General features: G+C 41.2%; 18 protein-coding genes and 1 tRNA gene. 5 read left to right on the top strand and 14 right to left on the bottom strand.

The genetic code is table 11. The annotated features are described in order from the left end of the window. The first annotated feature begins 63 nt into the window (after positions 1 to 63). On the top strand, positions 64 to 480 hold the full coding sequence (locus ACQ76V_RS15050; protein ID WP_441001340.1) for a very short patch repair endonuclease: 417 nt from the start codon (positions 64 to 66) through the stop codon (positions 478 to 480). Here the strand turns inward: ACQ76V_RS15050 and ACQ76V_RS15055 are convergent. The 6 genes from ACQ76V_RS15055 to ACQ76V_RS15080 all read right to left on the bottom strand — a co-directional run bounded on the left by ACQ76V_RS15055 (position 473) and on the right by ACQ76V_RS15080 (position 7,309). Further along, positions 473 to 1,177: an HNH endonuclease gene (locus ACQ76V_RS15055; protein ID WP_441001341.1), complete on the bottom strand. Its 705-nt coding sequence runs from the start codon at positions 1,175 to 1,177 to the stop codon at positions 473 to 475. The two genes, ACQ76V_RS15050 and ACQ76V_RS15055, sit on opposite strands and share 8 nt — an antisense overlap. 230 nt (positions 1,178 to 1,407) lie before the next feature. Continuing rightward, the gene (locus ACQ76V_RS15060) at positions 1,408 to 2,541 is read right to left on the bottom strand and encodes a hypothetical protein (RefSeq protein WP_441001342.1); all 1,134 of its coding nucleotides are present in this window, start codon (positions 2,539 to 2,541) and stop codon (positions 1,408 to 1,410) included. Positions 2,542 to 2,543: 2 nt separating this feature from the next. Continuing rightward, entirely contained in the window at positions 2,544 to 4,895 is a 2,352-nt protein-coding gene (locus ACQ76V_RS15065) for an ATP-binding protein (protein ID WP_441001343.1), read from the bottom strand. Continuing rightward, positions 4,882 to 6,099: a DNA cytosine methyltransferase gene (locus tag ACQ76V_RS15070; protein WP_441001344.1), complete on the bottom strand. Its 1,218-nt coding sequence runs from the start codon at positions 6,097 to 6,099 to the stop codon at positions 4,882 to 4,884. The genes ACQ76V_RS15065 and ACQ76V_RS15070 overlap by 14 nt, the downstream gene beginning before the upstream one ends. Before the next feature lie 93 nt (positions 6,100 to 6,192). Further along, the gene (locus tag ACQ76V_RS15075) at positions 6,193 to 6,549 is read right to left on the bottom strand and encodes a helix-hairpin-helix domain-containing protein (RefSeq protein WP_441001345.1); all 357 of its coding nucleotides are present in this window, start codon (positions 6,547 to 6,549) and stop codon (positions 6,193 to 6,195) included. A 556-nt stretch (positions 6,550 to 7,105) separates the two neighbouring features. Further along, on the bottom strand, positions 7,106 to 7,309 hold the full coding sequence (locus tag ACQ76V_RS15080) for a DUF3185 family protein (protein WP_441001346.1): 204 nt from the start codon (positions 7,307 to 7,309) through the stop codon (positions 7,106 to 7,108). A gap of 138 nt (positions 7,310 to 7,447) precedes the next feature. Between ACQ76V_RS15080 and ACQ76V_RS15085 the strand changes: the two genes are divergently transcribed. Next, entirely contained in the window at positions 7,448 to 7,918 is a 471-nt protein-coding gene (locus tag ACQ76V_RS15085; RefSeq protein ID WP_441001347.1) for a DUF1456 family protein, read from the top strand. A gap of 431 nt (positions 7,919 to 8,349) precedes the next feature. Next, the gene (gene ettA, locus ACQ76V_RS15090; RefSeq protein WP_441001348.1) at positions 8,350 to 10,020 is read left to right on the top strand and encodes an energy-dependent translational throttle protein EttA; all 1,671 of its coding nucleotides are present in this window, start codon (positions 8,350 to 8,352) and stop codon (positions 10,018 to 10,020) included. 34 nt (positions 10,021 to 10,054) lie between these two features. On the opposite strand, the gene ACQ76V_RS15095 is transcribed toward ettA, so the two are convergent. From ACQ76V_RS15095 to ACQ76V_RS15130, 8 genes are all read right to left on the bottom strand, one after another. Continuing rightward, a complete protein-coding gene (locus ACQ76V_RS15095) occupies positions 10,055 to 12,280 on the bottom strand; it encodes an amino acid permease (RefSeq protein WP_441001349.1) in 2,226 nt (741 codons plus the stop codon). Between the two features lie 91 nt (positions 12,281 to 12,371). Further along, a complete protein-coding gene (locus ACQ76V_RS15100) occupies positions 12,372 to 12,509 on the bottom strand; it encodes a hypothetical protein (RefSeq protein ID WP_441001350.1) in 138 nt (45 codons plus the stop codon). Positions 12,510 to 12,528: 19 nt separating this feature from the next. Continuing rightward, positions 12,529 to 13,017: a DUF427 domain-containing protein gene (locus ACQ76V_RS15105; RefSeq protein WP_441001351.1), complete on the bottom strand. Its 489-nt coding sequence runs from the start codon at positions 13,015 to 13,017 to the stop codon at positions 12,529 to 12,531. Positions 13,018 to 13,022: 5 nt separating this feature from the next. After that, positions 13,023 to 13,967, bottom strand: a complete 945-nt coding sequence (gene egtD, locus ACQ76V_RS15110; RefSeq protein ID WP_441001352.1) for an L-histidine N(alpha)-methyltransferase — start codon at positions 13,965 to 13,967, stop codon at positions 13,023 to 13,025. A 55-nt stretch (positions 13,968 to 14,022) separates the two neighbouring features. Continuing rightward, on the bottom strand, positions 14,023 to 14,274 hold the full coding sequence (locus tag ACQ76V_RS15115; protein WP_441001353.1) for a hypothetical protein: 252 nt from the start codon (positions 14,272 to 14,274) through the stop codon (positions 14,023 to 14,025). Positions 14,275 to 14,451: 177 nt separating this feature from the next. Then, positions 14,452 to 14,649 (bottom strand): hypothetical protein, encoded by a 198-nt coding sequence (locus ACQ76V_RS15120; RefSeq protein WP_441001354.1) that lies wholly within the window; start codon positions 14,647 to 14,649, stop codon positions 14,452 to 14,454. Between the two features lie 155 nt (positions 14,650 to 14,804). After that, positions 14,805 to 15,077 (bottom strand): hypothetical protein, encoded by a 273-nt coding sequence (locus ACQ76V_RS15125; protein ID WP_441001355.1) that lies wholly within the window; start codon positions 15,075 to 15,077, stop codon positions 14,805 to 14,807. Between the two features lie 379 nt (positions 15,078 to 15,456). Next, a tRNA-Val gene (locus tag ACQ76V_RS15130) sits at positions 15,457 to 15,530 on the bottom strand. Positions 15,531 to 15,710: 180 nt separating this feature from the next. Between ACQ76V_RS15130 and ACQ76V_RS15135 the strand changes: the two genes are divergently transcribed. Both ACQ76V_RS15135 and ACQ76V_RS15140 read left to right on the top strand, forming a co-directional pair. After that, entirely contained in the window at positions 15,711 to 17,021 is a 1,311-nt protein-coding gene (locus tag ACQ76V_RS15135) for an acetyl-CoA C-acyltransferase (RefSeq protein ID WP_441001356.1), read from the top strand. A gap of 35 nt (positions 17,022 to 17,056) precedes the next feature. Beyond that, on the top strand, positions 17,057 to 18,935 hold a 1,879-nt coding region (locus tag ACQ76V_RS15140; protein WP_441001357.1), incomplete at its 3' end, for a 3-hydroxyacyl-CoA dehydrogenase NAD-binding domain-containing protein.

The following is an 18,935-nucleotide window of genomic DNA, read 5'->3' on the forward strand; positions in this document are numbered from 1 at the left end:
GAGATATAAAAAAAGTTGGCTTTTTCTTACCTTTTCATACCAACTTTAAGAAAAGTCCTTGTTATGGCTGACGTACATGAGCCAGAAGTTCGAAGTTACAATATGAGCCAGATCACAGGCAAAGATACCAAGCCTGAGATGATGGTTCGTAAATTTTTACATTCGAATGGATTTCGTTATCGGCTTCATGCAAAAGATTTACCTGGCAAACCAGACTTAGTATTACCTAAATATAATTCTGTTATATTTGTCCACGGTTGTTTTTGGCATGCCCATAAAAACTGTAAGTATTTTAAGATACCCAAGACTCGAACCGAGTGGTGGAAGAAAAAGCTGTATGGGAATAAGGAACGCGATGAGCGGAATATCGAAGAGCTTGAAGAGGATGGATGGAATGTCATTGTGGTTTGGGGATGTGAGTTGAAGCCGGACAAAAGAGAGAAGAGGTTGAAAAGATTAATAAGCCAAATAACTAACTAGCCTCTACAAATACGACATCTCGGTGATAATCTAAATACTCCTGATGTTTATCAGAAACATGAATACTTAATCCAGAATTAATGCCTAGCAAATCTGGTTTTTGGAGAAGCTCTGAAATTAAAACTTTCCCATTCTTTTTGAAGGATATAAAGCCCCGATCAAAAGCTTTATCGAGGTTAGGTATCAATAGTAACCCATTGAATTTATCCATGCGCTCTTCATTATCCGCACTTCTCCAAGGTTTTATGTGTGAAGCAACTAATATTTTAGAAGATTTATAACCTGTAACAGCGCAGCCTTGCCAGTAATCCATTAAGTTTTTCCTAAAGACTCCCTGACCTAAACGAGATTTTACAAGACTCTCCTTTTCAGTTTCAGAAACAGAATCATCTTTTGATACTTTTTCGATATCCTCTTCAATCTCATTTTGTATAGCTCTGAGATATTCTAAATATCTGTTCAACGCAGCACTATACATTTGATGTCCATCAGAATTTCTTTCCTGAAAAATTTCAAGTTCTTTAATCCTGCTGGATAGTAGTTCAAAATCTTCAGGATCATTAATATCAATCAAGTTTGACTCAATTATCCCTGCCTCTTCTGCCCAACCAGAGATTGAACCGTAAACAGCACTTTCATATTTCTTGGCTGAAGAAATGGCACGGCCAGTTGATATGAGCCAGTTTTTGAAGGTCACTTATCAGCTATTCTCTTCTAATTAACTTTCCCTTTAAACACCCACCTTTAATACCCTTTTTCTGTAATGCACGATCTAAGCGGGCGAAATTCGCCAGTTTCATTGCGATAGCACCACTGATCGACCAATAATAGGGGCTAACTTTTGGACTCCATTTACTCGAATTAACTCTTGAAAAAGGAGTTTTACAGTATAGGTTGAATGCAACTATATGCTCTTTCCTCGTCCATTTATTCCTGCCCATCTTTATCCATTTGTTTGAGAAAGGCAACAGTCTCATCTAAATCCCAAGTCGTAATACCCGTCCTGAAAAAGTAGGAACCAAATTTCCCTAATATTTCATTAGTTAACTCGTCACTCAGGGAGATTATACGTTCATAGGAATCTACTAAACTTTCTTTAGGTATCATTCTATAATTTGTAAGCTTTACTAAGCCCCCCTTAAAGAACGGAGAACGTACCAAGTATCTATCATAACCAGAATATTTTGGATTATCAGTGATAGCACTAAGTATTTTACCGATTTGCTTGTTACTTCTAGTTTTTTCTGGAAACATTTCAGTATTTATGTTGCAAACTAAAATACTATCTGGTTCTTTATTGGCTAAATCACATCTCGGAGTTAGTACCACGACATATTCATCTTCTTCATTTTTAAATATATCACCAGTTACAATTTCTTGTTTACTTATTCTCTGCACATAATGTTCAACTGGATTTAAAAATTCATCATCAACTCCACTTTCTAAAATTGGATTTTTCAGATCGGTCAATAGAGATCTGATAGCAATTCTCTTAAATACTCTTTTTACCCTTTCAGAAAAATTTTCTTCTTCAGATGCGTCCTTGATTAGATTAATAATCGCCTCAATTTGAGTATTATCAGTAAATTGGGAAATAAAAGCCTGATGTAAATCCTTGTGTAATTTTTCTTCAATTTCCCCTCCCGGTCCAAATACTTCTAAAAAACCAGACTTGTGGAATAGTTCTATCCTGTTAAAAATCACTTCGCTACTTTCATCTTTGCTTATTTTAAAAACTGATCCATATTCTTCAAATCCATCTTCAAGGGACTCTAGAAAACCACTATAAATGAAGATGGGTACATTAAATCGAGCAAAACTCTGTTCTATGGTATTTAAAAAATCAGCATCCCCTTCATTTAATTCATCCTTACCTGGCTCTTTATCAACTAAATCAAATATTAAGGATCTTATTTGAACACTTTCATCCTTAATAAGTTTTTCAAATTCTTCGATACTTCCGCAGGGAATTAATTCCAGATCAATATTTAATTGTTCATAATATGATTCTACTCGATCAAGTATATCTTGATCATCATCAAGATGAATAATTGCACCCATACTTATTTTTCTTCTTTTATCTTTTGAATTATAAATGCAGGACCTTCTTCCCAGTTTTCTGCTTCTATCTGCCAATCGTTTTTACTCAAAATACTGCGGGTAAAGGATAAACCCAGCCCAGTAGCATTTTTCTCTGTTCGTGCCGTCACTCCATATTCAAATATATCATCCAAGATATCTTCGTTAATAAATGGACCAGTATTACTTACTATAACTTTACCATTCTCAATCTGGAACCTTATTTCAGCTGGTTTTTCTGTCTTTTGTATCCAGTAAACGGCATTATTGATGATATTTAAAAAGGCAATCCAAAAAGGATATTGGAAATCTTTTATTTCATAACTATCACTTTGAGAATCAGCTTTTATTGATATAGAGTTATTATTGAAATCTTTTGTAAATAGACTACAAACCTTTCTAAAAATACTGTAGGGTTTAAATTTTTTTCTTCTGGACCTACCAATGGCTGGTTTTAATGAATCCCTTAAACCTGTAAGCGCATCTGTAGAGCTATTAAGAATTTTGATGTCATCCAGAAAAGCTTCTTTTATCTCATTTTTTATCTTTTCCTTCTTTAAATCTAATGAAGACTTTGTAGTTCTAAGATTTGAAATGGGTTGAGCCATTTCATGATAAACGAGTTCAATTCCACTACCTAATGAAGCCAATCGTTCTGAAAAAGTTAAAGCATCTTCTAGATTATCAAGAGATGTTGTTATCTCTTTCATAAATTTTTCAGATCGCTTTTTGGCTTGCTTTACACTCTTACTTTTTTCTATTGACTCTATAAATCTTTCAACATCTGGGCGTTCATGTTTACTAGAGGGAACTCTACCTAATCCATGTTTTAGGCGGTAGTTATATCTTTTCCTACCCAAATTTCTAAAAATTACTTTAAGGGTATTTTTAACTTGTATAAAGGCGGTATTTTCCTGAAATCCCTCTCTGTTTGTCTTTTCTTTTAATTCATCATTTTCAGGAGAATAAAAGAAAACGTATCCAAGTATTTGATTTGTACTTACATTTTTACCAGGATCCTGAACTCTTGCTTTTGAAAGGCCAATCCAATCTTGATTCTCTTCACCATAAGGTTTTACTCCAAAACCATTCTTTGATACTCTTAAGCCCTGGAAATCCTTAAAAGTGCTTCTGAAAGTATTGATATTATCAAAACCTGACTTTTCAGCAAGCTTTCTACGATTCTCAGGTTCTCCAATATCATATACTCGAATATCAAAATAATACTCACCTGTCTTTACTTCATTTTCTTGGTCATCATCAAATAGACCCGGCTCATTTTTCCCTATTTTACTTTTGTCTATCACCTCATTAAATGGTATAGCAAAACTATCTTCAAATTCGTCATCTTCTAGTCTATTAAACGACAGAAAACCTTTCACATCTCCACAAGATGTCACTTTTCCATAGACTCGATAGTCAAAAACCGACAAGATTGGGATTGGCTCAATTTCTTGCCATTCAATATCAAACTTTTCCTGTTCTGGCAAGAGATTAATTCCAAAATCTACTGTAAATGTGTCCTCCTTTGACGTCGTAATGACCTTCTTATCATCTACTATGTTTTTTTCAAGTAACTCGTTTTGTATTTCTGCGTTGAGATTAATTGGAGTTATTAAGGTTGCAAGTGATTTATAAAAATCAGTTTTCCTCAAGGATGCTTCCTCAAAAACTGCTGAATCACTGAGAAAATCATTTTTTAAAATTTTAACTACTGCATCATCAAAATCTTCAATTATTATTAGTGTGCCCCTTTTAAAATTATCTAGGTCATTGTTTTCAAGAATACTTAATAATTCTTGATTCTCTTTAAACCCTCTTTCTTCAACATACTCTTTATTGAAAAACAACTCTTTAAAATCTTCAACATTTCCTCCGGGAAACTCGATATCACTCAATAACTTGTCTTCTTTAAATAGCTCTCTGCCAACGGTTATCCAGTTATAGTTTTGGCAAGATTCAGTTCTACTAACGACAGTCACGAACTTGCCTAATGCCATAGATGCTAGTCTTCCAATACCTTTGCTACCTAATAAATTTCTCTCATAAATTTTACTAGTTGCATCCTTTTTTCTCTTTGGGCTAACTGAGGGTTGTAGCCATTCACCAAATAAAGTTGAGTCGTCCATCCCAGTTCCATCATCAAATATCAAGGTAAATGAACTTTCTTCTGTTTCTCCCTTATGAAAATAAACTTTGCAATTTTGGGCATCTGCATCATAGCCATTTTTGATTAATTCATTTATTGCAGTGCTTGGATGCCCTATTAATTCTTCACCCATCTGTATGATGGACATAGCACCCGGCTCAAATTTATGTTGGTCAATTGATGCCATTGAGTTCTTTATTAATTCCTTTTGCAATTGATTGTGCTAATAGTGGAGGAACTGCATTGCCAATTTGTGTAAAGACCGAGGTACGAGGCCCTTCAAAATAATAATCGTCAGGAAACGATTGAATTCTTGCAGCTTCTCTTACAGACAGTGACCTGAGTTGGTTGATATCTGGATGTATATAATAGTGTCCATCTTTGGCAATATGAGCAATCATGGTGTGAGATAACCCATCACCATCCACAACTTTAAATCTATCCAGAAAGGAAGATGTATTTTTTTGAGTTCTCATTTCTTCCGGTATATCGGAATTCTTTAGCCGAACCTCATTTTCAGTCCATGCCTCAATAGCCATTTCATAAATATTTAAATCACGATCGTTATGTGGTCGGGCAATATGATGGGTAAAAAGGTCTATGCCATTTCGTATATGCTTATTTACATAGTCACTGGCATCTTTCGAATACTTGCCTACATTTATAGATTCACCAGGTTTTAATGAGGGAAGATCTTTAAATAGCTTATTAATGGTTGTATCAACCCTTACTTCTTCAAAGTCAGGATATCCAAGATCCAGTTCTTCATGCCAACCAACAATAATCACCCGTTTCCTTTTTTGAGGCACATTGAAATTGGAAGAATCCAATTTCTCGTCGTCCAACTGATAGCCTGCATCTTCAAAACACTCTTTAAGTCCCTCAAAATATTTACCATCATCAGCAGTATAGAGTCCCGGCACATTCTCAAAAACAAACATCCGAGGCTCATAACGTCGAAGAAATTCGCCATATAATTCATAAAGGTATATCAGATCTTCATTCTTGTCTTCAATATGGGCAGAAGCAAGAGAATAGGCCTGGCATGGTGGCCCACCGACTATTAAATCCAGTTCTTCTCCATCTAATTGTTCATCAACGCTCTCGAAAAGATTTTCCAGCGATTCTTCTGAAATTTCCTCATTAATTACTGTATCCAATATCTGATCAGGTATAAGATCATAGAAATCTTTTTGTGAGGTATTTCCTAACAGATACTCTTTGTATTCATCCAAACGGTCATTTTCGTTCAGATAATGATATGCTAATCTTGTCTTAATTGTTTGGCATGCGTAATGATCTTTTTCTATATGAGCTATGGGCTCAAAACCTTCTCTTTTAAATCCCTCTGACAAACCTCCTGCGCCAGCAAAAAGATCGATATATCCCATTTAAGCCTAAATTTGATGATTAATATTAGGCTATAAATAAAAAAACTTCGAGCTTAATGAAATAACTAAATCGTTTAATATTAAATAACAAACTTACAGCCTCAATATCTTCGCCGCCCGTTTTGGTCCAATGCCCTTAACGGCTCGGAGCTCCTCTTCGGTGAGCTCCATCAGGGCCTCCTTACTTTTGATCCCTCTTTTCACGAGGTTTTCCGCCACGCGACTGGTCACCCCATCAATGTTGCTCAGCTCCTCGATGATCTGCTCATTGGAATCTTCTCCGCTTGGTTTATCGGCTCTTGCTTTGGTAGGTGTTTGATAGCTTGCCTTCTCTTCTTCCGTTGGCCCGGGCTGGGCTTCCCTTTCGGTTGTTTGGTCCCATGTTTTATAGAGCCAATAACCACCGATGGGCAGGGCCGCAAGAAGTACTATTTTCCAGAATAATCGCATAAGGCGTTCCGATTTTGGGATGCTTATACAAATAGTTTATAAAAGTATAATCAGGAATTTAATGCTTTCCTGCAATACGATTTTCTTTACTCCGCCAAAGAAAAGATTAGTACGAATCATACCCCGGGGCGATAGCAATACACTTCATATTTTTACGTTAGATTGGGAATTACCTGTATAACATTGCAAGAACCCACCCCGCCTCATTGCATTCGGCACCCCTGCTATGGAGGGGAATTACTCAGTATCGACTTCATGGTTTAAAACCCTTCCGGCCTTAGGGTTGTGAGGGGATCGGTTATGCGGATGAGCGCTGAGGAACAGAAAGAATTTCTGTCTGATCCCGACTGGTCGGGAGAGTTAAATTCTTTCCCAAAGCGCGAAGCAGTATACGCCCAAAGAACCCGCAGCCGGTGAGTTTTTTGGGTTACTTTTTTGCTCACTCAAAAACAGTGACAATATAATTTGGTGACAAAAAATGAATATCTCTACAACCTTAAGGTAAAAGGCACATCGCCGATGTTTTGCCAATAAAGAAGCAGACCACTCCAATAACTTACGTCATTTTATCCCTCAACAACCCCATCAATCCGCCGATCGTTGCCGCGCCACCGCCCACCATCATCCAGATGGCTTTATCGGAACCCGATCCACCGAAAAATTGATCTACTTCTGATTGAAAAGACTGGTATTCCTGGTATCCGAAATACAATAATAGAAGTCCGCCCACTAACAACGCCGCTGATATAATTTTTCTCATCGTAATCTCAATTAATTTAATAGCTACTTATAGCTACCAAATTTTATCCTTAACTACAACATTGGGCTTATAAAATCCTACCCATTACCGTATCTTAGGGGAGAATAATTATTCATAATCTCCACCATTTTTCGATTTATGCGCAATGACGACGTCATTCAAAGTATTCGCCACATGCTGGATCTAAACGATCATGAGATCGCCCATATTCTAAAACTTCGCGGGTACAAGCCCCACCGCGGTGAGGTGGCACATATTTTCAAGAACCAACATCTACCCGATGAAGATAAGGGAGAGGATTGCAGCCACGTATTGATGGGGCATTTTTTAGACGGATTGATCTATTACAAGCGAGGCAAGAGTAAAAAACATCCACCGCGTCCCATCAAAACCCCTATCACTAACAATATCGTACTTAAAAAGCTTCGAGTGGCCTTTAAACTGCGCGAAAAAGAGATACATGACATCCTGGAGCGGGGCGGGTTTTCCATATCCAAGCACGAAATGAGCGCCCTCTTCCGCCGAAAAGGACACGATAATTACCGGGAATGCGGTGACCAGATTTTGCGGTATTTCTTAAAAGGATTGACGGAACGAGTACGGAACTGATTCACTCAACATATCTGTGTTTCCCTTTTTGATATAATGTTTTTCTACTACCCTTTATGCCTCCGAGTAGCCATACCAAAATCAAATTTTTAAAATTAATACGTAACTAATTAAGGTTGATTCACTCTCCCTAAATCCCTCTTCTCCAAGAGCAACTTTTAAAAGCCTCTCAGATGTGTGGCTAAGCAATTTTCAGAGATACAGAGTTCCTCTTTAGAGAAGGAGATCAGGAGGATTGATAGAAATTGGTTTATGTCAACTGCATTTTCAGCTACTCATACTATTTCGTAGCCCGGCAAGTTGATAAATCTGTAAACAGCATTTTTTAATTCTTTTTTACTGTTAACTCCCCCTTCAAAATCCTTATATTAATCGCTTGTTCAAATCTCTACACTCCTCATTCATAATTCCAAATTCTTAATTCAAGTCTCGTGAGCGATCAAAAAGTCATTTTTTCGATGGAGGGCGTCAGCAAAGTCTACAAGCCCAACAATTACGTGCTCAAAGATATATACCTCTCTTTCTTTCATGGTGCTAAAATTGGAGTCCTGGGGAACAACGGTTCCGGCAAAAGTACCCTGCTGAATATTATTGCTGGCCATGACGAGGAATATCAAGGCAAAATATCACGCAACAAGGGTATTACCTTTGGGATGCTTCCACAAGAGCCCAAGCTCGATCCCGATAAAACGGTCAAGGAGATTGTAGAAGAAGGGGTACAAGAACAGATCGATCTGTTGGCTGAATATGAAGAGATTAACGCGGCCTTTGGGGAACCGGATGCCGACTTTGAGAAGCTCATCGAAAAGCAGGAGAAACTGCAGGAAAAGATTGAACACCTGGGCGCCTGGGATCTGGACAGTAAACTGGAACAAGCCATGGATGCTCTGCGTACCCCGCCCGGTGATACGTCCGTGGAAGTCCTGTCAGGTGGAGAAGCACGCCGCGTGGCCCTGTGTCGCCTACTGCTAAAAAAGCCGGATGTATTACTGCTTGATGAACCTACCAACCATCTCGATGCCGAATCGGTGGCCTGGCTCGAGCAGCATCTGGACCGTTATGAAGGAACGGTCATCGCCGTAACCCACGACCGCTATTTTCTTGACAATGTGGCGGGATGGATTCTGGAGCTTGATCGCGGCGAAGGTATTCCCTTTGAAGGCAACTACAGCTCGTGGCTGGATCAGAAGAAAAAACGCCTGGAGCAAGAAGAGAAGCAGGAGTCAAAGCGACAGAAAACGCTGCAGAAAGAGCTGGAGTGGATACAGCAAAATCCCAAAGGGCGGCGATCCAAAAGCAAAGCGCGGATCAACCATTACGAGGAACTGCTTTCTGAAGAACGTCGAAAGCAGCGCGAGGATATGGAAATTTTTATCCCCGCCGGACCGCGACTGGGTGACAAAGTGATTGAAGCACATGATGTGTCTAAGGGTTATGACGATCGGCTGCTGATTGAAGAGATGAATTTTAGCCTGCCCCCGGGCGGCATTGTGGGCGTGATTGGTCCCAACGGGGCAGGGAAGTCGACCCTCTTTAAGATGATTACCGGGGAAGAAGAACCCGACGACGGCACCATCGAAATCGGAGAAAGTGTGGAACTGGGCTACGTGAATCAAAAACGTCCGCTGGATCCCGATAAGACTATTTGGGAAGAAATTTCCGGAGGAAAAGATACGGTTAAGCTCGGCAATCGCGATATCAATTCGCGTGCTTATACCGCTCGGTTTAACTTCAGCGGCAGTGATCAACAGAAACGATGCAGCGAAATTTCGGGCGGGGAGCGCAACCGCGTGCACCTGGCAAAGATGCTGAAGCAGGAATCAAATGTACTGCTCTTAGATGAGCCGACCAACGACCTGGACGTGCATACCCTTCGGGCGTTGGAAGAGGCCTTGCTCGATTTTGCAGGCTGTGCCGTAGTCATATCCCACGACCGCTGGTTCCTGGATCGTATTGCTACGCACATGCTGGCCTTTGAAGGCAACAGCCAGGTGTATTGGTTTGAGGGTAACTATTCGGAATATGAAGAGAATCGCGAAAAACGACTGGGCTCAAAATACCATCCCGAACGTGTACAGTATAAAAAACTGATGCGCGACTAAGCGTCGTAAGAATTTGGAATTAGGGTGGAACCTCTTACGCCAGAATATTTTCATTGCCCGAATCAGCAACGAACACGCAAGCCGACTGGGTCTTATCCACAAAGGAACGCAGATCTTCGAGGTCCGGATCTTCCGGCAGCCCCATCAGGCTCAGGTCAGCTTGAGGAGCACTTTGCATGGCTTCTTTGAATGATCCGATCTCAACATGGGGCACGGCATCCGGCAGTCGGGCTACATCAAGCAGATTCTCAAGGTAACGGTAGGCTTCTTCCACTTCGGACTCTTCAACAACGGTAATTACGCGCATCTGGGCGTTCCAATTTATTTTTAATTTATAGGCTGTCAGCAAAGCCAGATCCACATTACCAAGCTCCATGCTCAGATCCCAGTCGGGACTCTGCTCATGAATCCACACATTCACCGAAGCGCTTCGGCCAAGCTGGGCAATAGTATCTTCAACATACAACTGTATCCCCATTTTATTGAGGCGGGCCTGGTTAATGATCGATAGAATTTCTTCGTCATATCGTTTGTGAGCAGACAATCTCAAAAATAAGATATTGGGCTTAAAAAAGGTGCCCTGCAATGTTTGCAGTGAATTTAGCACCGCTTCCTTAAAATTGTCCGAATCGATGACACTCCAACGGGCGTAAATATTCTCTCGGTTGAATGAAAGCGCAAAATCCATCAGCGAATCCCTGAAATTGCCGTCATTTCCCGCTTCGGACATCCCCACCAGTTTTACCGATCCCTTGGGATAAACTAAATTTCTGATGAGACTAAAATTACCGCGCAGCTCCCGAGCACTTCTGACAGGAACCAGAAGGTTGGCTTTCCATGCACGCTCATTATCTTCGGGTAAGGAGGATACTCTTTTAGCCGCCCATTCGGCAAGCGAAACAAAAAGGCCACTTCGCATATCACCGTAAGGTACTTTTAACTTCCTGTTTGACAGATACAGATAGGTGATAATCACAAAACCCAGCGCAATAAGACCAAAGGTAGAATTGATGATAAACATCGTAAATAAACATCCCACTGTCCCCAGGAAGGGCACAAATTTGGGAATCCTAAAGGTAGGTCTGAAGCTGATCATATCCATTCGCTGCTCAATAAATACCACCAGGTTTATCATCATATAGGTGATCAAGAAGAACATGGTGATGAGCGGGGCAATGGTATTTAAATCCCGAAGCAGTAACGTTGCTAAAACGAGTCCGCCGGTCAGCAAGATGGCATTGCGAGGCTCCCCATTTTCGGCAAGTTCCGAAAACATATCTCCACCGGGGAAAATTTTATGATCTCCCAATGCCTGCAGGATACGCGGCGCCCCCACGATAGAGGCCAATGCCGATGAAAACGTAGCACCCAGCAAACCGCCCAGCACGGCCGGCGACCAGAGCGCGTAATCAATCATTATATTATAATTGCTTACCAGCTCATCAACCGGCGCTACTCTGGCCATCCAATATCCTGAAGCCATATAAATAAGATAACTTATTGCAATAGCCGAGAGGGTTCCTATCGGTATACTTTTCTTGGGATTCTTGAGCTCACCCGACATATTGGCTCCCGCCATGATGCCCGTGGCCGCCGGAAAGAGCACCGCAAACACCACCCAAAAACTCACTCCCTGAAAATCATTTTCGGGCGCCCCGGGAAAATTGCCCCACCACTGAATACTTTGCTCCATCGCACCCGTAAATACGGTAGCCCCCACTGATATCAACGCACCGACAATAACAGCCAGAATAATATATTGGATACGGAAGGCCAGCTTGGCACTCAAAAAAGCCACAGTAAACAGTAAGCTGAATACGACAATATCGACGATAATCGCATAATGATCAGGAAAGATATATAACCACCCCTCCCTGAAACCAAAGATGTACATGGTGATAGCAAACGTCTGTGCAAGATAGAGAGGCACTCCAACACTGCCGCCAACCTCCAAGCCAAGAGATTGTGAAATAATCGAATAAGCACCACCGGCTTTTATTCGAATATTAGTGGTAATACATGACATGGAAAGCGCCGTAAATGTCACAATAATAAAGGCCAGCGTAATAATTAACCACCCGCCCAAAAGACCGGCATTACCAATTACCCAGCCTTGACGCAAAAATAGGATAACGCCCAGAATAGTAAGTAAGGTTGGGACGAATACCCCGCCGAAGGTGCCATACTTTTGCTGTACGGTAGACTCGTGTTCCTCTACCTGTTCTTGTAATGTCGCTTTTCCCGGGTTTTGCTCATCCATATACAATCATTGTTAATTATATTACACACACAATACTACAATAATTAGACAAACAGCAAAAACCGTTTTTGGGCTCCACAGTATCAGGGTATCAAGGCACGGGACACAATCCCATTGCTACCTGCACCATAAATGATCCTACAATCAATCCGACAGCAACCACCATCACTACGAACCCCCACGAACGGCTTGATTCTTCCTCGGCATTATTTCTAAAAAATTGAATCATAACATTTATATATTTTCTGTTACCAGCCCATACTGCCGGGCTCCCCTTTAAACGGTCCTACGATATCATTCGTTACCCATCCCCCATAAAAACCACCCTGCTGCGCGTCTACTTGTTCATCTCCCACAAAACAAGCGCCCATTTTATGAGCATAAAATGCGATATTCCCTGCAATAGAGGTAAAATTATCGGTTGGATCGGGATAGCACCAAGCAGCCTTGTTAGCTCGTTTATCACCCACAACTACATCATAATAGTTTGCTTGCCCCTTCCACTCACAATAGGTTGTGCCACTGATCGGTTCCAGGCATTCCATGCGAACATCCGGCTGGGGAATATAATAGACGGGCGGATGACTGGTTTCGAGCACGCGCTGCGTTTGGGATGAACGTGCAATTTCCGCACCATTGAATATAACTCGAATCTCCGCGGCACAATCCTCTACTTTGGGAGGTCGGGGATAATCCCATACCGATTCTTGTCGGGGCCCGGGCTCAACTTTTTCCATGACATCTACTTTTTAACCAGGTATTGCAGTGAGAAATAGTCCCTTTCATCGGTCCAAACCTTTTCTACCGAGTACCGACCACCAACCAGCTCCTCAAATTCCTGCAAGCTGTACTTATATGAGTTTTCAGTATGAATAGATTCGCCCTTTTCAAACCTAATCTTTTGATTACTAATCGTAACCGTCTGTTTTTGGGATGATACCAAGTGCATTTCAATACGTCCGGCCTCCTGGTTATAAAAAGCATGGTGATCAAACAACTCGATATCAAAATTGGCATCCAACTCATCATTGATATGCATCAACATATTTTTATTGAACCGGGCGGTAATTCCCTGCGGGTCATTGTAAGCTGCTTCCAACACCTCAACATCTTTCTTTAGGTCTACCCCGATCAACATCTCAGAATCTTTGCCCGTGATTTCTGCAATATTTTTCAGAAAGGCCTTGGCTTCAGTCGGGTTAAAATTACCTATAGTCGATCCCGGGAAAAATACGACCTGTTTCTGATTATTACTTCCGGAGATCGGCAACTCGAAATGAGAAGTATAATCTGCAAACACCGGAATAATAGATATTTTGGGATATTCCAGGCGCAGTCCGTTGACGGTCTTTAACAGAAACTCTTCTGAAATATCAACGGGAATATAGGTAGACAGACCTGACAACTCTTCGAGCAAAAATCGAGTTTTATAGCTGCTTCCGCTTCCCAATTCGATCAGCATCACACCCAAACCGATGCAATCAGCTATTTCGCTAATATCATTTTGCAGGATCTCCTTTTCGCAATCGGTTAAATAATATTCATCAAGAAGAGTAATTTGTTCAAACAGATCCGATCCTCGCTCATCGTAAAAAAATTTACTGGGTAACCGCTTTTGCGGTTTTGACAATCCCTCCAGAACCTCTTCCTGCATCAGACTGTCATCAACAGATGAAACACCTTCCATAGAAGAATATCATGATTAAAAAGCTATTGTATAGCCACAACGGTGAACAATGCTGTTATCGTTCTCTGTAAAAATAGATTTTTTTATTCTCCGAATCCTTTCCGGTTTTAATTTTTACCCCTTTTTCCTGGTTATATTGATAAACGGCCGTTCGCATAGAGTTGACGCTTTTGTCATCTTCATAATCTATCTCAATGGCATCGCCACCTGCTTCCAGCTTATCAAGAGCTTCCAATAAGGGTTTAAATTTCGAAGATCTTTTCTTTGAAGTATAAATCTTTTCTCGATCTACAAATTTAATATCCATATCAAATATACTTTTAAACAATTTTTGATAGCATACATATCTTATATATTACAATGTATAAAATAATGTACATACTCACTATCATCATTGGGATATCTTAACAGAAAGAGTATATAAAAAAAGCTTGCAGAAAATTCTGCAAGCTTTAATAAATGTATGATAAAATAAATCTATGCTTTATTGTATTTCATAAAATTGATCATACACATAGTCCCAAAAATCTGCCAGATTTGAACCTTTATTATGGGGATTTTTTGATTTTGTGGATTTCATAGCATCAACACAAGCTTTTTCTTTGGCATCGTAATAAGCTTTAAGTTGATGCGCGGTAGGATCTTCAATCATTTCTTCAAACTTCTCTATCTTCTCAGGCATAAATGAAAAAGGCTTTAGTTCTTTTGTTTTATAACGCTAAAAGGGGACAAAAAATTTCCTTCCGATTCTAATAAAATAGATTGCTACTGATATTGCAATACCTTCTCCCAGATTATCTTATATCAACGTTGACCCATATTATAAAATCCTCTTAATCATGACTGTGCCGGTTCATTCTGTGGGAATTTGTTGTCATCCTTCTCGATTTTTTTAAATAGATACAAAGCACCAAAAATAACATCGACTAAATATACATTTTGGATGATCAGATACAACGTAAAGCCAAGCTCACGCATATCAATAAATCTATTCATTGCCCAAAACAAGATAAAAACAGCAATAAAATAGGTACCAACAATACCAAGTCCCTTCTCGGTTAATGTTTTAGGTTCTTCCTCTATTTCTTCCAGGGTTACTTCTTTCAACATTCGATATTCATCGTCTAATGCAGTAAAACCGACAATAATAGCTAAGAAGATCAAACCCAGAGTCCCAAAATAGATCCAGGAACTAGCGGCAGCTGATCCTCTTGTGAATCTAACACAAATGCCTGAAACATATAGATGCACAAGGCTAAAAAAATGGCGTCAATACATATACCCCTATTTGAACTCCTTTTTATAGTTTATCTCAATCTGATCTCTTTCCATCATCCCTATTTTTCAATTATCTCTCTTACTCTTTTTCTGCAATTGAATAAATAGTGAATTCTATTCCGAAATTGCAATAATGAACAGCAATAACAAATATGGTCAAATAAAAAAAGGACCGTTTCGTAAGAAACGATCCTTTAAAGATTTTTGAAAGTGGGCGCTGCAGGATTCGAACCTGCGACTTCTTCCTTGTAAGGGAAGCACTCTAAACCGCTGAGTTAAGCGCCCATTTTGAAGAGCACAAATATACAGATATTCTACTATCTGGCAAAACATTTTATTGAAGATTTCAGCACAGTCATTTATAATAAGGTTAACACTGTTAAGTTAATGCTTGACTTACGATTTTGATTCAACCATCTTAGTTACAATTACATATACGTTGGTTCTCATTTCAACATTTTTATTATGGCAGATCAACCACAAGACCACACACCTTTTGAAGCGGCAATTATTGACGGCGGACGTATCCCCTTTCAACGTTCGGGTACCGGATACAAAAAAATGATGGCTTACGATTTGGGTCGCATGGCTATTGAGGGGCTTATCGGACGCGCCCCTATTAACGGCAAAGACCTTGACCACGTTATTATGGGTACGGTCATTCAGGATGTGAACACGAGCAACGTTGCGCGTGAATCAGCACTGGGCGCCGGTATTCCCAACAACGTTCCAGCCCATACGGTCACACAGGCTTGTATTTCATCCAATCAGGCTATTACCAGCGCCATCGAACTTATTCGGTCGGGACAAGCCAAAACAATCCTGGCCGGCGGTACGGAAACCATGAGTGATATTCCTATCCGGTTCCGCAAAAAATTTCGTCAGAAGCTGCTTGATGCTCGTAAGTATAAATCGATCAGTGATTTTCTGAAGTTTTTCAAGGGACTTCGTCCTTCTCACTTATTGCCCGAGATCCCGGCAATTTCAGAATTCTCTACCGGCGAAACTATGGGCGAAAGTTGTGATAAGATGGCTGCCCGATTTGGCATCAGTCGTCAAGCACAAGATGAATATGCCCTGCGGTCTCACAAGCTTGCGGCCAAAGCAACCAACGAAGGCTGGCTTGACCAAGAACTGTTACCGGCGGCTATACCCCCTGATTTTGAAGCCATTGAACATGACAACACCTTTCGCGAAGATACCTCTCTGGAAAAGCTGGAAAAACTAAGACCGGCATTTATTAAGCCCCATGGCACGATTACGGCGGGTAATTCCTCGGCACTTACCGACGGCGCTTCAGCCTCCATCATCATGGAGAAACAGGAGGCTTTAGATCGCGGGCTAACCCCCAAGGCTATCCTAAAAGCATATACCTATGTGGCACAGGATCCGGTCGACGAGCTCTTGCTGGGGCCTGCTTATGCTACGCCCAAGGTCTTGGATATGATGGGGCTGGAACTTTCTGACATTGATGTTTTTGAATTTCATGAAGCATTTGCCGGGCAGATTCTTACCGTGCTTAAAGCTTTGAACTCTGACCAGTTTGCCAAAGACAACCTGCAGCGCGATAAAAAAGTGGGTGATATTCCCATGGAGAAATTTAATTGCTGGGGTGGCTCCCTTTCTCTGGGCCACCCGTTTGGGGCTACCGGCACGCGACTGGTGACGACGGCTGCCAATCGGCTACATCACGAAGATGGAGAGCTCGCACTCGTTGCTGCATGCGCAGCCGGCGGACAGGGACATGCGATCATCCTGGAACGCTTCGACGGTTAACATCAAGACTTTAAAAATTACTCAGGAATAATATTATGAGTTATCTAAACACAGAAAAGCAAGAAAACATATTAGTAGTAACACTGGATCAAGCCGATTCCAAAGTTAACAAACTAACCGAAGAGTTGATCTCAGAAGTCAAGGATCTACTTGATAATACCGATCCCGATGATATTGACGGTATGGTGTTAATCAGCGGCAAAAAGAATAATTTTATTGCGGGTGCTGATGTGGAAATGCTGAAAAACAAGAAAGCTCCCGAAGAAATTGAGGATTTAAGTCAACGCGGAAATAAGCTACTGCTACAGCTGGAGAACTATCCCAAACCGGTGGTTGCTGCTATTCACGGTTCATGTCTCGGTGGTGGGCTTGAAGTAGCGATGGCTTGCAATTATCGAGTAGTTTCGGAGCATTCCGATACGGTAATGGGCCAACCCGAAGTTCAATTGGGACTCTTGCCCGGTGGAGGAGGAACGCAACGGCTACCACGACTTATTGGCGTACAGAATGCCCTTACCTATATGCTTACCGGCAAAAATATCTATCCCCGAAAGGCCTACAAATTGGGATTGGCAGATGAATTAACCCATCGGGATGCAGTGCTTACAGCAGCAAAAAAAGCCGTAGCTAAAATCAACAGTGGAAAGTTTGAACGAGAAGATAAACGCAGCCTTGTCCATCAGCTGATGGAGGGCATGAGCCCACTGCGCAAAATCATATATTCACAGGCCCGTAAACGAGCAAAATCAGAAAGTAAGGGCAACTATCCCGCGCCCGAAAAGATTATTGACTGCGTGCAGGAGGGATATGAAAACGGTATGCAGGCGGGACTAAAGCTGGAGTCTGAAAACTTTGGCAAACTTGCCGCCACCCCCGAATCCAAGGCTTTGGTCAACCTCTTTTTTTCCATGCAGGGAGCAAAGAAAAATCCTGATGAAGAACAAGCACAAGAGATCCAAAAAATTGGTGTGCTTGGAGCCGGACTTATGGGTTCCGGTATTGCAGATGTAAGTGCCAATAACGAATATCGGGTTTTACTGAAGGACCAGGAAGTGGCACAAGCTGTAAAAGGTAAAAAGTCGATCTGGGATGACCTTGATAAGAAGCGTAAAAAACGAATCATCTCTGAGTTTGAACGCGATCGCATTGCCAGTCATGTTACTCCAACAGCTACCTATGACGGATTCGAAAATATAGGACTGGTTATCGAGGCTGTTTTTGAGGATCTGGATCTCAAGCAATCCATCATAAAAGAGGTAGAGAAGGTAACGCCCGATAATTATATCTTTGCTTCTAATACTTCTTCGCTGCCCATCAGCAACATTGCTGAAGCAGCGCATCACCCTGAACAAGTGGTAGGCATGCACTACTTTTCGCCCGTCCCCAAGATGCCGTTGTTAGAAATTATTACGACCGATAAAACGGCCGATTGGGTTACGGCTACGGCACGACAAGTAGGTATCCAGCAAGGCAAACATGTGATCGTTGTTAATGATGGCCCCGGATTTTATACGACTCGTATTTTGGCGCCCTTTATGAACGAAGCCCTCATGCTTCTGGAGGAAGGGATCTCTATCAATGAGCTCGACAAACATATGAAGCAGTTTGGATTTCCTGTGGGGCCGGCTGCCTTATTCGACGAAGTGGGTATTGATGTAGCTGCACATATTACGGAAGTGCTCAGCGATCTTTTCTCTGAGCGCGGGATCCATCCCAGTAAAAAACCGACGGAACTTTTTGAGAAAGGCTATAAAGGGCGGAAGAATCAAAAAGGTTTTTACCGCTACGAAAAGAAAAATGGACAACTTAAAAAGTCTGAACCCAACAAAGATATTTACCAGTACTTTGATGGCAGCGGCCGAAAATCGATGGATGCGCAAACGGTGCAGCAACGCATGACACTGACCATGGTGA

This window comes from Fodinibius sp. SL11 (assembly GCF_052060035.1).
GTDB lineage: Bacteria > Bacteroidota > Rhodothermia > Balneolales > Balneolaceae > Fodinibius.